The 13,075-nt window shown below is 41.2% G+C and carries 27 protein-coding genes; all 27 read left to right on the forward strand.

Annotation, left to right across the window (positions count from 1 at the left end; genetic code table 11):
* The first annotated feature begins 24 nt into the window (after window positions 1–24).
* The 27 genes from rplC to rpsK all read left to right on the forward strand — a co-directional run bounded on the left by rplC (window position 25) and on the right by rpsK (window position 12,865).
* The gene (rplC, locus tag JOC77_RS18320; RefSeq protein WP_204546602.1) at window positions 25–654 is read left to right on the forward strand and encodes a 50S ribosomal protein L3; all 630 of its coding nucleotides are present in this window, start codon (window positions 25–27) and stop codon (window positions 652–654) included.
* Between the two features lie 26 nt (window positions 655–680).
* The gene (gene rplD / locus JOC77_RS18325; RefSeq protein WP_204546605.1) at window positions 681–1,304 is read left to right on the forward strand and encodes a 50S ribosomal protein L4; all 624 of its coding nucleotides are present in this window, start codon (window positions 681–683) and stop codon (window positions 1,302–1,304) included.
* Window positions 1,304–1,588, forward strand: coding sequence for a 50S ribosomal protein L23 (rplW, locus tag JOC77_RS18330; protein ID WP_204546606.1), 285 nt, complete (start codon window positions 1,304–1,306; stop codon window positions 1,586–1,588). The genes rplD and rplW overlap by 1 nt, the downstream gene beginning before the upstream one ends.
* 25 nt (window positions 1,589–1,613) lie before the next feature.
* A complete protein-coding gene (gene rplB / locus JOC77_RS18335; protein ID WP_204546608.1) occupies window positions 1,614–2,444 on the forward strand; it encodes a 50S ribosomal protein L2 in 831 nt (276 codons plus the stop codon).
* 57 nt (window positions 2,445–2,501) lie between these two features.
* A complete protein-coding gene (gene rpsS, locus JOC77_RS18340) occupies window positions 2,502–2,780 on the forward strand; it encodes a 30S ribosomal protein S19 (RefSeq protein WP_101640215.1) in 279 nt (92 codons plus the stop codon).
* A 17-nt stretch (window positions 2,781–2,797) separates the two neighbouring features.
* Window positions 2,798–3,139 (forward strand): 50S ribosomal protein L22, encoded by a 342-nt coding sequence (rplV, locus tag JOC77_RS18345; protein ID WP_204546611.1) that lies wholly within the window; start codon window positions 2,798–2,800, stop codon window positions 3,137–3,139.
* A gap of 3 nt (window positions 3,140–3,142) precedes the next feature.
* Window positions 3,143–3,799 carry a 30S ribosomal protein S3 gene (gene rpsC / locus JOC77_RS18350; protein WP_204546613.1) on the forward strand — a complete coding sequence of 219 codons (657 nt, stop codon included), beginning with the start codon at window positions 3,143–3,145 and terminating at the stop codon, window positions 3,797–3,799.
* A 2-nt stretch (window positions 3,800–3,801) separates the two neighbouring features.
* Complete coding sequence (gene rplP / locus JOC77_RS18355; RefSeq protein ID WP_101640218.1) at window positions 3,802–4,236, forward strand: 50S ribosomal protein L16; 435 nt, start codon at window positions 3,802–3,804, stop codon at window positions 4,234–4,236.
* A complete protein-coding gene (rpmC, locus tag JOC77_RS18360) occupies window positions 4,226–4,426 on the forward strand; it encodes a 50S ribosomal protein L29 (protein ID WP_101640219.1) in 201 nt (66 codons plus the stop codon). The genes rplP and rpmC overlap by 11 nt, the downstream gene beginning before the upstream one ends.
* Before the next feature lie 21 nt (window positions 4,427–4,447).
* Window positions 4,448–4,711 (forward strand): 30S ribosomal protein S17, encoded by a 264-nt coding sequence (rpsQ, locus tag JOC77_RS18365; RefSeq protein ID WP_204546620.1) that lies wholly within the window; start codon window positions 4,448–4,450, stop codon window positions 4,709–4,711.
* A 45-nt stretch (window positions 4,712–4,756) separates the two neighbouring features.
* On the forward strand, window positions 4,757–5,125 hold the full coding sequence (rplN, locus tag JOC77_RS18370; protein WP_026693331.1) for a 50S ribosomal protein L14: 369 nt from the start codon (window positions 4,757–4,759) through the stop codon (window positions 5,123–5,125).
* Window positions 5,126–5,165: 40 nt separating this feature from the next.
* Window positions 5,166–5,477 carry a 50S ribosomal protein L24 gene (rplX, locus tag JOC77_RS18375; RefSeq protein WP_204546622.1) on the forward strand — a complete coding sequence of 104 codons (312 nt, stop codon included), beginning with the start codon at window positions 5,166–5,168 and terminating at the stop codon, window positions 5,475–5,477.
* Window positions 5,478–5,503: 26 nt separating this feature from the next.
* Window positions 5,504–6,043, forward strand: coding sequence for a 50S ribosomal protein L5 (rplE, locus tag JOC77_RS18380; protein ID WP_204546624.1), 540 nt, complete (start codon window positions 5,504–5,506; stop codon window positions 6,041–6,043).
* Window positions 6,044–6,072: 29 nt separating this feature from the next.
* Complete coding sequence (locus JOC77_RS18385; protein ID WP_026693334.1) at window positions 6,073–6,258, forward strand: type Z 30S ribosomal protein S14; 186 nt, start codon at window positions 6,073–6,075, stop codon at window positions 6,256–6,258.
* Between the two features lie 31 nt (window positions 6,259–6,289).
* The gene (gene rpsH / locus JOC77_RS18390) at window positions 6,290–6,688 is read left to right on the forward strand and encodes a 30S ribosomal protein S8 (protein ID WP_101640224.1); all 399 of its coding nucleotides are present in this window, start codon (window positions 6,290–6,292) and stop codon (window positions 6,686–6,688) included.
* 30 nt (window positions 6,689–6,718) lie between these two features.
* Window positions 6,719–7,258 carry a 50S ribosomal protein L6 gene (gene rplF, locus JOC77_RS18395; RefSeq protein WP_204546626.1) on the forward strand — a complete coding sequence of 180 codons (540 nt, stop codon included), beginning with the start codon at window positions 6,719–6,721 and terminating at the stop codon, window positions 7,256–7,258.
* A gap of 32 nt (window positions 7,259–7,290) precedes the next feature.
* Window positions 7,291–7,653 carry a 50S ribosomal protein L18 gene (gene rplR, locus JOC77_RS18400; protein ID WP_204546628.1) on the forward strand — a complete coding sequence of 121 codons (363 nt, stop codon included), beginning with the start codon at window positions 7,291–7,293 and terminating at the stop codon, window positions 7,651–7,653.
* A 23-nt stretch (window positions 7,654–7,676) separates the two neighbouring features.
* Window positions 7,677–8,177 (forward strand): 30S ribosomal protein S5, encoded by a 501-nt coding sequence (rpsE, locus tag JOC77_RS18405; RefSeq protein ID WP_204546636.1) that lies wholly within the window; start codon window positions 7,677–7,679, stop codon window positions 8,175–8,177.
* A 13-nt stretch (window positions 8,178–8,190) separates the two neighbouring features.
* A complete protein-coding gene (rpmD, locus tag JOC77_RS18410; RefSeq protein ID WP_101640228.1) occupies window positions 8,191–8,373 on the forward strand; it encodes a 50S ribosomal protein L30 in 183 nt (60 codons plus the stop codon).
* 33 nt (window positions 8,374–8,406) lie between these two features.
* Window positions 8,407–8,847: a 50S ribosomal protein L15 gene (gene rplO / locus JOC77_RS18415; protein WP_204546639.1), complete on the forward strand. Its 441-nt coding sequence runs from the start codon at window positions 8,407–8,409 to the stop codon at window positions 8,845–8,847.
* The gene (secY, locus tag JOC77_RS18420; protein WP_204546641.1) at window positions 8,847–10,139 is read left to right on the forward strand and encodes a preprotein translocase subunit SecY; all 1,293 of its coding nucleotides are present in this window, start codon (window positions 8,847–8,849) and stop codon (window positions 10,137–10,139) included. The genes rplO and secY overlap by 1 nt, the downstream gene beginning before the upstream one ends.
* 58 nt (window positions 10,140–10,197) lie before the next feature.
* Entirely contained in the window at window positions 10,198–10,848 is a 651-nt protein-coding gene (locus tag JOC77_RS18425; RefSeq protein WP_204546644.1) for an adenylate kinase, read from the forward strand.
* On the forward strand, window positions 10,848–11,594 hold the full coding sequence (gene map, locus JOC77_RS18430) for a type I methionyl aminopeptidase (protein ID WP_204546647.1): 747 nt from the start codon (window positions 10,848–10,850) through the stop codon (window positions 11,592–11,594). Before JOC77_RS18425 ends, map begins: the two co-directional genes overlap by 1 nt.
* Before the next feature lie 100 nt (window positions 11,595–11,694).
* Window positions 11,695–11,913 carry a translation initiation factor IF-1 gene (infA, locus tag JOC77_RS18435; RefSeq protein ID WP_026693344.1) on the forward strand — a complete coding sequence of 73 codons (219 nt, stop codon included), beginning with the start codon at window positions 11,695–11,697 and terminating at the stop codon, window positions 11,911–11,913.
* 37 nt (window positions 11,914–11,950) lie between these two features.
* Complete coding sequence (rpmJ, locus tag JOC77_RS18440; protein WP_003156543.1) at window positions 11,951–12,064, forward strand: 50S ribosomal protein L36; 114 nt, start codon at window positions 11,951–11,953, stop codon at window positions 12,062–12,064.
* Window positions 12,065–12,087: 23 nt separating this feature from the next.
* Window positions 12,088–12,453, forward strand: coding sequence for a 30S ribosomal protein S13 (gene rpsM / locus JOC77_RS18445; RefSeq protein ID WP_101640233.1), 366 nt, complete (start codon window positions 12,088–12,090; stop codon window positions 12,451–12,453).
* A gap of 22 nt (window positions 12,454–12,475) precedes the next feature.
* A complete protein-coding gene (rpsK, locus tag JOC77_RS18450) occupies window positions 12,476–12,865 on the forward strand; it encodes a 30S ribosomal protein S11 (RefSeq protein ID WP_026693346.1) in 390 nt (129 codons plus the stop codon).
* Window positions 12,866–13,075: the final 210 nt, after the last annotated feature.

Consider the following 13,075-nt stretch of genomic DNA (forward strand, 5'->3'; position numbering starts at 1 on the left):
ATAAATTTACAGGAGGTGTGACTAATGACCAAAGGAATCTTAGGTAGAAAAATCGGTATGACGCAAGTATTCGCTGAAAACGGTGAGCTTATCCCTGTAACTGTAGTTGAAGCTGCTCCAAACGTAGTGCTTCAAGTAAAATCAGTTGAGGCTGACGGCTACGAAGCTATCCAAGTAGGTTTTGAAACGAAACGTGAAAAACTTTCTAACAAGCCGGAAAAAGGACATGCTGAAAAAGCGAAAACTGCTCCTAAGCGCTTCGTTCGCGAATTCCGCGAAGTTAACCTCGGTGAATATGAGGTTGGTCAGGAAGTCCAAGTTAATATTTTCGCAGAAGGCGATATGGTAGATGTAACAGGAATTTCAAAAGGTAAAGGTTTCCAAGGTGCTATTAAACGCCACGGACAATCAAGAGGACCTATGGCTCACGGATCTCGTTATCACCGTCGCCCTGGTTCAATGGGACCTGTTGCTCCAAACCGCGTATTCAAAGGTAAGTTATTGCCTGGACGTATGGGTGGAGAGCAAATTACTGTTCAAAACCTGCAAATCGTAAGAGTTGATGCTGATCGCAACTTGCTATTAATTAAAGGTAATGTACCTGGAGCTAGAAAAGCTCTATTAAAAATTAAAAGTGCGGTAAAAGCAAAGTAATTTTTTAGGAAAGGAGGAGCATTGGAATGCCTAAAGTAACACTTTACAAACAAGATGGATCTCAAGCTGGAGATATCGAGCTTAATGAATCTATATTTGGTATTGAGCCAAATAACGCTGTATTATTTGAAGCGATTGTTATGCAAAGAGCTTCCTTACGCCAAGGAAATCATAAAGTAAAAGGTCGTTCAGAAGTACGCGGCGGCGGACGCAAACCATGGAAACAAAAAGGTACTGGACGTGCTCGTCAAGGATCTATCCGTTCTCCACAATGGCGTGGTGGTGGTATTGTTTTTGGTCCAACACCAAGATCATACAGCTACAAAATGCCTAAGAAAATGCGTCGTTTAGCTATTAAATCTGCTCTTTCTGCTAAATTGCAAGAAGAGAACATCTTAGTGCTGGAAAACCTAGCGTTTGATGCACCAAAAACAAAAGAATTTACAGCAGTCCTTGAAGGTCTTTCTGTTGATACGAAAGCTCTTATTGTTACAGACAGCCTGAACGAAAACGTAGCACTTTCTGCTCGTAACATTCCTGGAGTAACAGTTGTAGAAGCTGACGGCCTAAACGTTTTAGACGTTGTAGGACACAACAAACTAATCCTAACTAAAGCTGCTGTTGAAAAAGTAGAGGAGGTGCTTGCATAATGGATGCTCGTGATATCATTAAGCGCCCCGTAATCACTGAAGCTTCATCAGATATGATGGCTGATAAAAAATACACTTTTGAAGTTGATGTTAAAGCTAACAAAACTCAGGTTAAAGATGCTGTTCAAGAAATCTTTGACGTAAAAGTTGAAAAAGTGAACATTATGAACTACAAAGGTAAATTCAAGCGTATGGGCCGTTATGCCGGCTATACAAACAAACGCCGTAAAGCAATCGTAACTTTGACTGCTGACAGCAAAGAAATCGAATTTTTCGAAGCTTAATATATAAGAGAAGGAGGGAATAATTATGGCGATTAAAAAGTACAAACCTACCTCCAATGGTCGTCGCGGCATGACTACTTCTGATTTTGCTGAAATCACAACTAGCACTCCGGAAAAATCATTGCTTGCACCTTTACACAGAAAAGGTGGCCGTAACAACCAAGGTAAGTTAACTGTTCGTCATCAAGGTGGCGGCCATAAGCGTCAGTACCGTATCATCGATTTCAAACGTGATAAAGATGGTATACCAGGACGCGTTGCTACTATCGAGTATGATCCAAACCGTTCCGCAAACATTGCACTAATTAACTACGTGGATGGAGAAAAACGTTACATCCTAGCTCCAAAAAACCTTCAAGTAGGTATGGAGATCATGTCAGGTGCTGAAGCTGACATTAAAGTTGGTAACTCTCTTCCATTAATCAACATTCCAGTTGGTACAGTTATTCACAATATCGAATTAAAACCAGGTAAAGGTGGACAATTAGTACGTTCTGCTGGTACTTCTGCTCAGGTTCTTGGTAAAGAAGGCCGTTACGTATTAGTTCGTTTGAATTCTGGTGAAGTCCGCTTAGTTCTAGCTACTTGCCGTGCTTCTATTGGTCAGGTAGGAAATGAGCAGCACGAACTTATTAATATCGGTAAAGCTGGCCGTTCTCGCTGGTTAGGCAAACGCCCAACTGTTCGTGGTTCTGTAATGAACCCAGTAGATCACCCACACGGTGGTGGTGAAGGACGTTCTCCAATCGGACGTAAATCACCAATGACTCCTTGGGGCAAACCTGCTCTTGGTCTTAAAACTCGTAAGAAAAAGAACAAGACTGATAAATTCATCGTACGTCGTCGTAAAAAATAACGGGATTGATCTACGGTTCATGCGGACCGTAGTGCAATCACGAAGGGAGGCACACACATGGGTCGCAGTTTGAAAAAAGGACCTTTTGTTGATGATCATTTAATTAACAAGGTTGAAAAAATGAATGACGCTGAGAAAAAGCAAGTAATCAAAACTTGGTCTCGCCGTTCAACAATCTTCCCGCAATTCATTGGACACACAATCGCGGTTTACGATGGTCGTAAACACGTACCGGTCTATGTAACTGAAGACATGGTTGGCCACAAGCTTGGTGAATTCGCACCAACTCGTAGCTATAAAGGCCATGGTAATGATGATAAGAAAACAAGACGTTAATGAGAGGAGGGCATCTCATGCAAGCTAAAGCTGTTGCTAATACAGTCCGTATTGCACCTCGTAAAGTTCGTTTAGTAATCGACTTAATCCGAGGCAAGCAAATCGGTGAAGCGGTAGCGATTCTTCGCCACACTCCAAAATCCGCTTCTCCTGTCGTAGAAAAAGTTCTAAAATCTGCTGTAGCAAATGCAGAACATAACTACGAAATGGACATTAATAATCTGGTTATTTCACAAGCATATGTAAATGAAGGACCAACATTGAAACGTTTCCGTCCTCGCGCAATGGGTCGTGCGAGTGCAATCAACAAACGTACTAGTCATATAACTATCGTTCTATCAGAAAAGAAGGAGGGATAAACTGTGGGTCAAAAAGTAAATCCAGTCGGTTTGCGTATTGGGATTATCCGTGATTGGGAATCAAAATGGTACGCTGATAAAGACTACGCAGAACTTTTACATGAAGACATTAAAGTTCGTGAATATATCATGAATCGCTTAAATGATGCTTCTGTATCAAAAGTAGAAATCGAACGTGCTGCAAACCGCGTCAACATTTCTGTCCACACTGCTAAACCTGGTATGGTTATTGGTAAAGGTGGTACTGAAGTTGAAGCGTTGCGTAAAGCATTAAACCAATTAACTGGCAAGCGCGTACACATCAACATCATTGAAATCAAGAGAGCTGATCTTGATGCTAAGCTTGTTGCTGAAAATATCGCTCGTCAATTAGAAAACCGTGTATCTTTCCGTCGTGCACAAAAACAAGCGATCCAACGCACAATGCGTTCTGGCGCTCAAGGTATCAAAACGATGGTATCCGGTCGTCTTGGCGGCGCTGATATCGCTCGTTCTGAACACTATAGCGAAGGTACCGTTCCACTTCACACGCTTCGTGCTGATATTGACTATGCTGCTGCTGAAGCTGACACTACTTACGGTAAGCTTGGTGTGAAAGTATGGATCTATCGTGGAGAGGTTCTTCCTACTAAGAAGAAATCCGAGGAAGGAGGAAAATAATCATGTTATTGCCTAAACGCGTTAAATATCGTCGTGAACACCGCGGTAAAATGAGAGGCCGTGCAAAAGGCGGTACTGAAGTTCATTTTGGTGAATTTGGTCTTCAAGCTCAAGATGCTTCTTGGATTACAAACCGCCAGATTGAAGCTGCTCGTATTGCGATGACTCGTTACATGAAACGTGGAGGTAAAGTTTGGATTAAGATTTTCCCAAGCAAGCCTTACACTGCTAAACCTCTTGAAGTCCGAATGGGTTCCGGTAAAGGTGCTCCTGAAGGATGGGTAGCTGTTGTGAAACCTGGTAAAGTTATGTTTGAAATTGCCGGTGTATCTGAAGAAGTAGCGCGCGAAGCTCTTCGTCTAGCAGCCCACAAACTTCCTGTAAAATGTAAGTTTGTAAAACGAGAAGAAATTGGTGGTGAATCAAATGAAAGCTAATGAAATTCGTGACCTAACCACTGCCGAAATAGAACAAAAAGTAAAGTCTTTAAAAGAAGAGTTATTTAACCTTCGTTTCCAGTTAGCAACTGGCCAATTAGAAAACCCTGCACGCATCCGTGAAGTGCGCAAATCGATCGCTCGTATGAAGACCGTTGTACGTCAAAGAGAGATCTCTGCTAACAATTGATAATGAGAGGAGGTTTATGGAATGAGTGAACGCAATCAGCGTAAAGTCTATACTGGTCGTGTAGTATCAGATAAAATGGACAAAACAGTCACTGTTCTTGTAGAAACCTATAAAAAACATTCTCTATACGGCAAGCGCGTGAAATACTCTAAAAAGTTTAAAGCTCATGATGAGCAAAACGAAGCAAAAGCTGGCGATATCGTAAGAATCATGGAAACTCGTCCACTTTCTGCTACTAAACGCTTCCGTCTTGTAGAAGTTGTAGAAAAAGCTGTTGTTATATAATATATGTGTTCGGATCGACGTTAATTCCGAAGGGAGGTTTCGTACATGATTCAACAAGAATCACGTTTAAAAGTTGCTGATAACTCCGGTGCACGTGAAGTGCTTACAATTAAAGTCCTCGGTGGTTCTGGCCGTAAGACTGCTAATATCGGTGATGTTATCGTTTGTACAGTAAAACAAGCAACACCAGGCGGCGTTGTTAAAAAAGGTGACGTTGTTAAAGCTGTTGTTGTACGTACTAAGAGCGGTATGCGTCGTCCTGATGGTTCTTACATTCGTTTTGATGAAAACGCATGTGTAATTATCCGTGACGATAAAGGCCCACGTGGTACTCGTATCTTTGGACCTGTTGCACGCGAATTGCGCGACAACAATTTCATGAAGATCGTTTCACTTGCTCCAGAAGTTCTATAATGATAAATCGTAAAATGCCTTTCAAGGAGGTGCGAATCTCATGCATGTAAAAAAAGGTGATAAAGTCGTAGTCATCTCTGGCAAGGACAAAGGGAAACAAGGTGTGATCCTTGAAGCTTTTCCTAAGAAAGACCGTGTGCTTGTTGAAGGTGTGAACATTGTTAAAAAACATTCAAAACCTTCTCAAGCCAATCCTCAGGGCGGCATTTTTAACCAAGAGGCTGCCATTCACGTATCAAATGTCATGCTTCTTGACCCTAAAACAGGGACACCTACTCGCGTAGGTACAAAAGAAGTTGACGGTAAAAAAGTACGTGTTGCTAAAAAATCTGGCGAAACTTTAGATAAATAAGTTAAAGAAGAAGGGAGGTACAATCAATGAACCGCCTAAAGGAAAAATTCCAACAAGAAATTACTCCTGCTCTAGTGAGCAAGTTTAACTATAAATCTGTTATGGAAACTCCAAAAATTGACAAAATCGTAATTAACATGGGTGTTGGTGATGCAGTATCAAACGCTAAATCTTTAGACACTGCTGTAGAAGAGCTTGCAATAATCACTGGTCAAAAGCCACTGGTTACTAAAGCTAAGAAATCCATCGCAGGCTTCCGTCTTCGTGAAGGTATGCCGATCGGTGCGAAAGTAACTCTTCGCGGTGAGCGTATGTATGAATTCCTAGACAAATTAATTTCTGTTTCTTTACCTCGTGTACGTGACTTCCGTGGTGTATCTAAGAAAGCATTCGACGGCCGCGGTAACTACACTCTAGGTGTTAAAGAACAATTAATCTTCCCTGAAATTGACTATGATAAAGTGAGCAAGGTTCGTGGAATGGACATCGTTATCGTAACGACTGCCAAAACGGACGAAGAAGCTCGTGAACTACTTACTCAATTCGGAATGCCATTCCAAAAGTAAGATAATCGCTAAATAAGGGAGGCGAAAACGTGGCTAAAAAATCAATGATCTTGAAGCAAAAAGCAGGCGCTAAATTCAAGGTTCAAGAGTACACTCGCTGCGAACGCTGCGGGCGTCCACACTCTGTATACCGTAAATTTAAGCTATGCCGTATTTGTTTCCGTGAACTTGCTTATAAAGGACAAATTCCTGGCGTTAAAAAAGCTAGCTGGTAATACCTGATATTGGGAAGGAGGTAAATAAACAATGGTCATGACAGATCCAATTGCAGATTTGCTTACTCGCATCCGTAATGCGAATATGGTTCGTCACGAGAAATTAGAAGTTCCAGCTTCTAAGATTAAAAGAGAAATCGCTGAAATCTTAAAGCGTGAAGGCTTCGTACGTGACGTTGAATTTATTGAAGACAACAAACAAGGTATCATCCGTATCTTCTTGAAATACGGTGCTAACAACGAGCGTGTAATCACTGGATTAAAACGTATCAGCAAGCCTGGTCTACGTGTATATGCTAAATCAACTGATGTACCACGCGTACTTAATGGTTTAGGTATTGCTCTAGTTTCTACATCTCAAGGCGTTATAACTGACAAAGATGCTCGCGCTAAGCAAATTGGCGGAGAAGTTCTAGCATACGTTTGGTAATAAATCTTTACACGAATGGAGGTGCACTAAATGTCCCGCATAGGTAAAAAAATAATTGAAATCCCTGCTGGCGTAACGATTACAGTTGCTGAAGGCAACAATGTAACTGTTAAAGGCCCAAAAGGTGAATTAACTCGTGCTTTTAATCCAGAGTTAACAATTAATATAGAAGATAATGTTCTAACTGTATCCCGACCTTCAGAGGAAAAGACGATCCGCGCTTTGCACGGAACAACTCGAGCTCTTATCTCTAACATGGTTGAGGGTGTGTCTAAAGGGTTTGAAAAAAACCTTGAACTTATTGGGGTAGGTTACCGTGCTCAGAAACAAGGCAATAAGCTTGTGCTGAACGTTGGTTACTCTCACCCAGTTGAATTCGAACCTGAACAAGGAATCGAAATCGAAGTTCCTGCTAATACAAGGATTTCTGTTAAAGGTATTAGCAAAGAACGTGTAGGTGCTTTGGCAGCTAACATCCGTGATGTACGCCCACCAGAGCCTTATAAAGGTAAAGGTATCCGTTATGAAGGTGAATTTGTTCGCCGCAAAGAAGGTAAAACTGGTAAGTAATGCCGCATAGGTAAACGAAAGGAGTGACCTAAATGATTACGAAGCTTGATAAAAACGCAACTCGCAGAAAAAGACATGCACGTGTACGTGCTAAGCTTTCTGGTACTGAAGCTCGTCCTCGTTTAAATGTGTTTCGTTCAAACAAACATATTTATGCACAATTAGTTGACGATCTAACAGGCGTAACTCTTGCAAGTGCTTCTACTTTAGATAAAGACTTAGGCCTAGAGTCTACAAGCAACCTTGAAGCAGCTCAAAAAGTTGGCGAATTAGTTGCTAAACGTGCTGTAGAAAAAGGTTTTAAATCTGTGGTATTTGACCGCGGGGGTTACCTTTTCCATGGTCGTGTAAAAGCATTAGCTGATGCTGCTCGTGAAAATGGCTTAGAATTTTAATCAAAAAAGGAGGGACATATCAGATGCGTCGCATTGATCCAAATAAACTTGAACTTGAAGAACGCGTTGTTACGGTTAACCGCGTAGCGAAGGTTGTAAAAGGTGGTCGTCGTTTCCGCTTCACTGCTTTAGTAGTGGTTGGTGACAAAAACGGACATGTTGGATTTGGAACTGGTAAAGCTCAAGAAGTACCAGATGCTATCCGTAAAGCAATCGAAGATGCTAAGAAAAACCTAATTACTGTACCTATGGTTGGTACTACTGTACCACACCAAGTTAACGGTCATTTCGGTGCTGGCCATATTCTTTTAAAACCAGCTTCTGCTGGTACTGGTGTTATCGCTGGTGGACCAGTTCGTGCTGTACTTGAACTTGCTGGTGTCAGTGATATTCTATCTAAATCCCTAGGATCTAACACACCAATTAACATGGTGCGTGCAACTATGGAAGGCTTAAAGCAATTAAAACGTGCTGAAGACGTAGCTAAATTACGTGGTAAATCAGTAGAAGAACTGTTAGGATAAGGAGGGAATTCAAATGGCAAATAAATTAGCAATTACCCTCACTCGCAGCTTAATTGGTCGCCCTGAAGATCAACGCGTAACAGTTAATACGCTTGGCTTACGCAAAATGCATCAAACAGTTGTTCATGATGATAACCCTGCGATTCGCGGTATGATTAACAAAGTTGCTCATCTTGTTACTGTAAAAGAACAATAAAATATATTTCTCATTTAACAAGGAGGTGCCAACATGAAACTTCATGAGTTAAAACCTGCAGAAGGTTCTCGTAAAGAACGCAACCGCGTAGGACGCGGGATCGGTTCTGGAAACGGTAAAACAGCCGGTAAAGGACATAAAGGTCAAAACGCTCGTTCAGGTGGTGGTGTTCGCCTAGGCTTTGAAGGTGGTCAAACTCCACTTTTCAGACGTCTGCCTAAACGCGGATTCACTAACGTTAACCGAAAAGATTATGCAGTAGTAAACCTTGAAACATTAAACCGCTTTGAAGACGGTACTGAAGTTACTCCAGAACTTCTTATCGAAACAGGAGTTGTAAGTAATGAAAAAGCAGGAATTAAAATTCTTGCAAAAGGTAACGTTGAGAAAAAGCTTACTGTTAAAGCTCATAAATTCTCCTCTGCTGCTAAAGAAGCGATCGAAGCTGCTGGCGGTAAAACTGAGGTGATTTAATGTTCCGCACATTCTCCAATTTTATGCGCGTGGGTGACATAAGAAATAAAATCCTTTTCACCCTTTTAATGTTGATTGTTTTTAGAATTGGGGCATTCATTCCAGTTCCAAATGTTAATGCAGATGTTCTGAAAGCACAGGACCAAATGAATGTTTTTGGAATTCTAAACACATTCGGCGGTGGTGCGCTGCAGCAATTTTCCATCTTTGCTATGGGGATTATGCCTTATATTACGGCTTCCATCATCATTCAGCTGCTGCAGATGGATGTTATTCCGAAGTTTACCGAATGGTCTAAACAAGGAGAAGTTGGAAGACGTAAATTAGCTCAGTTTACCCGCTATGGAACAATTGTGCTGGGTTTTATACAGGCAATTGGAATGTCATACGGATTCAACAACATGTCAAACGGGTTATTAATACAAAATCCTGGCATTGGAACATATCTTTTGATTGCCACAGTTTTAACAGCAGGTACAGCTTTCCTTTTGTGGTTAGGAGAGTTGATTACTTCCAAAGGAGTAGGTAATGGTATATCCATTATCATCTTTGCTGGTATTGCTGCAGGAATTCCTGGAACTGTCAACCAAATATATGCTCAGCAGCTAGAAAATGCGGGAGACCAGCTGTTCTTACGAATTGTTACGGTGCTTCTGATTCTGCTTGCTGTGATCGCGATTATTGTTGGAGTTATTTTTATTCAGCAGGCATTGCGTAAAATACCAATTCAGTATGCTAAACGTGTGGCTGGACGCAACCCAATCGGCGGCCAATCAACACATTTACCATTAAAGGTGAATTCTGCGGGAGTTATCCCTGTAATCTTTGCCGTATCATTTTTGATTACACCGCCTACTATTGCATCGTTTTTTGGTACAAATGATACAACTCTTTGGATCCAAAAGACGTTCACTTATACACATCCTATCGGAGCAGCTGTATATGTGGGGTTAATTGTTGCTTTTGCTTATTTCTATGCGTTTATTCAGGTAAACCCTGAACAAGTTGCAGATAATCTGAAAAAGCAAGGCGGATATGTTCCTGGCATTCGTCCAGGGCAGAACACTCAAGACTACCTATCAAGAGTATTAGGCCGGCTAACTTTCGTTGGTGCTATATTCTTAGCTTTAATTGCTATTTTGCCAGTTATCTTTATCTCAATTGGCAATCTTCCGCAATCTGCACAAATTGGTGGTACCAGTCTTCTAATCGTGATCGGGGTTGCCCTTGAAACGATGAAACAGCTGGAAGCCCAATTAGTGAAACGTCATTACAAAGGCTTTATTAAATAAAGGGTTTTGGGAACTCTGTTCCCCAAACCTATTATAGATTTTGAGGGGGGAACCTAAGTTGAACCTAGTATTAATGGGGCTTCCGGGCGCCGGTAAAGGTACTCAAGCCGAAAGAATCGTAGAACAATACGATATCCCTCATATTTCTACAGGAGATATGTTTCGCGCGGCTATTAAAGGCCAGACGGAACTTGGTTTACAAGCAAAATCGTACATGGACAAAGGAGAACTAGTTCCAGATGAAGTGACCATCGGGATTGTCCGTGAAAGATTAAGTAAAGATGACTGCACAAAAGGTTTCCTACTAGATGGTTTTCCGCGTACTGTTGCTCAGGCCAGTGCTTTAGAAAACATTCTTGCTGAGCTTGACCGCCAAATCAACTTTGTTATCAATATTGACGTTGATAAAGATATATTAATGGAACGTTTAACAGGCCGCCGGATCTGTAAAGATTGTGGAGCCACGTATCATTTAATATTTAATCCTCCTGCAAAAGAGGGTTTATGCGACCGCTGCGGCGGAGAGCTTTACCAACGTGCTGACGATAATCAAGAAACTGTTCAGACTAGATTAGAAGTTAACTTGAAGCAGACAGAGCCTCTTCTTAATTTCTATGAAGACAAAGGCTACCTTCGAAATATAAACGGGCAGCAGGATATTGACAAAGTATTTGCAGATATCCAAGTACTGCTTGGGAGTTTGCAATAATGATCATATGTAAAACCCCTCGCGAGCTGGAAATCATGCGCGAAGCTGGCAGGATCGTTGCCTTAACTCATCAAGAATTAAAACCGCACATTCAGCCAGGTATCACCACGAAAGAATTGGATCAACTAGCTGAAAATTTCATACGCAAACATGATGCAATTCCTTCATTTAAAGGTTATAATGGTTTTCGCGGAAGTATATGTGCTTCTGTGAATGAAGAACTGGTTCATGGTATACCAGGAAATAGAGTCCTTAAAGATGGCGACATTATCAGCATTGATATTGGTGCTAAATATAATGGCTATCACGGCGACTCAGCTTGGACTTATCCAGTAGGCAATATTGATGATGAAACGCAGCGGCTCTTGGATGTTACCGAAGAGTCATTATATAGAGGATTGAAAGAAGCAATGCCAGGCGTGCGACTTTCAAACATCTCCCATGCTATTCAGACCTATGTTGAAGAAAACAAATTCTCAATTGTTCGAGAGTATGTTGGACATGGAATCGGTCAAGACTTACATGAGGACCCGCAAATTCCCCATTATGGTCCGCCAAATAAAGGTCCTCGCTTAAAGCCTGGTATGGTTATATGTATCGAACCTATGGTGAATGCAGGAAGCCGTTATGTTCAAACCCAATCGGATGATTGGACAGTTGTAACGGTGGATAAAAAGATGTGTGCTCACTTTGAACATACGATCGCAATTACAGAAACAGGATTTGATGTATTAACCAAGCTTTAATGTCCGTGGTCCCTCAGGTGGTACGACAGACTGATCCAATCAAAGCATAAATGTTCACATAAATTCGGGCTATAGCTGAAATGAAGGGAGAAGATTTATAATGGCGAAAGATGATGTAATTGAAATTGAGGGCAAAGTAACTGAAACTTTGCCAAATGCTATGTTTAAGGTAGAATTAGAAAATGGTCATACTGTTTTAGCTCACGTTTCCGGTAAAATTCGTATGCACTTTATTCGCATTTTACCAGGCGATAAAGTAACAGTTGAGCTTTCACCGTATGATTTAACTCGCGGCAGAATCACTTACCGATTCAAATAATCTGGTTCTCTCCGATCTATATAAGGAGGTTAAATCAATGAAAGTCAGACCATCTGTAAAGCCGATCTGCGAAAAGTGTAAAGTTATCCGCAGAAAAGGTAAAGTTATGGTTATTTGCGAAAACCCTAAGCATAAACAAAAACAAGGCTAATTTGAAGGAGGTGCACATATACAATGGCACGTATTGCTGGAGTAGATGTTCCACGTGACAAACGTATTGTCATTTCATTAACATATATTTTTGGTATTGGTAAACCAACAGCACAACAAATTCTTGCAGAAGCTGGTGTTTCTGAAGATACTCGTGTACGCGATTTAACTGAAGATGAGTTGAACAAGATTCGTGATATCATCGACAGATTAAAAGTAGAAGGAGATCTTCGTCGTGAAATCTCATTAAACATTAAACGTTTAATGGAAATCGGCAGCTACCGTGGTCTTCGTCACCGTCGCGGCTTACCTGTTCGCGGACAAAACACTAAAAATAATGCTCGTACACGTAAAGGTCCTAAACGTACTGTAGCTAACAAGAAAAAATAATCTGTAAAGGAGGGTACATTTCATGGCACGTAAAACGAATACGCGTAAACGTCGTGTAAAAAAGAATATTGAAACTGGTATTGCTCATATTCGTTCAACTTTTAACAATACAATCGTAACTATCACTGACAGCCAAGGTAACGCTATTTCTTGGTCAAGTGCGGGTGCATTAGGGTTCAAAGGATCCCGTAAATCCACTCCGTTCGCGGCTCAAATGGCAGCTGAAACTGCAGCTAAGACTTCTATGGAACACGGTTTGAAAACTCTTGAAGTAACTGTTAAAGGCCCTGGAGCAGGTCGTGAAGCTGCAATTCGTGCACTTCAAGCTGCTGGTCTAGAAGTTACTGCAATTAAAGATGTAACTCCAGTTCCTCATAACGGATGTCGTCCACCAAAACGTCGCCGTGTTTAATTTTTCTGTATAGAAATTGTATCCCTGTCTATACTGGGATATGATAGGAACATTGCGTTAATACAGAAGATTAATTCAGTTGTTGCGCACAATCGGGAATGTTAACATGGGGAATTTCGGTTAGCCGTTATAACTAGCCGGGGTTTCGACGTTTTGAAGGAGGGTTTATTTAAATGATCGAAATAGAAAAACCAAAAATCGAAACGGTTG

This window comes from Peribacillus deserti (genome assembly GCF_016909175.1).
GTDB lineage: Bacteria > Bacillota > Bacilli > Bacillales > DSM-1321 > Paraperibacillus > Paraperibacillus deserti.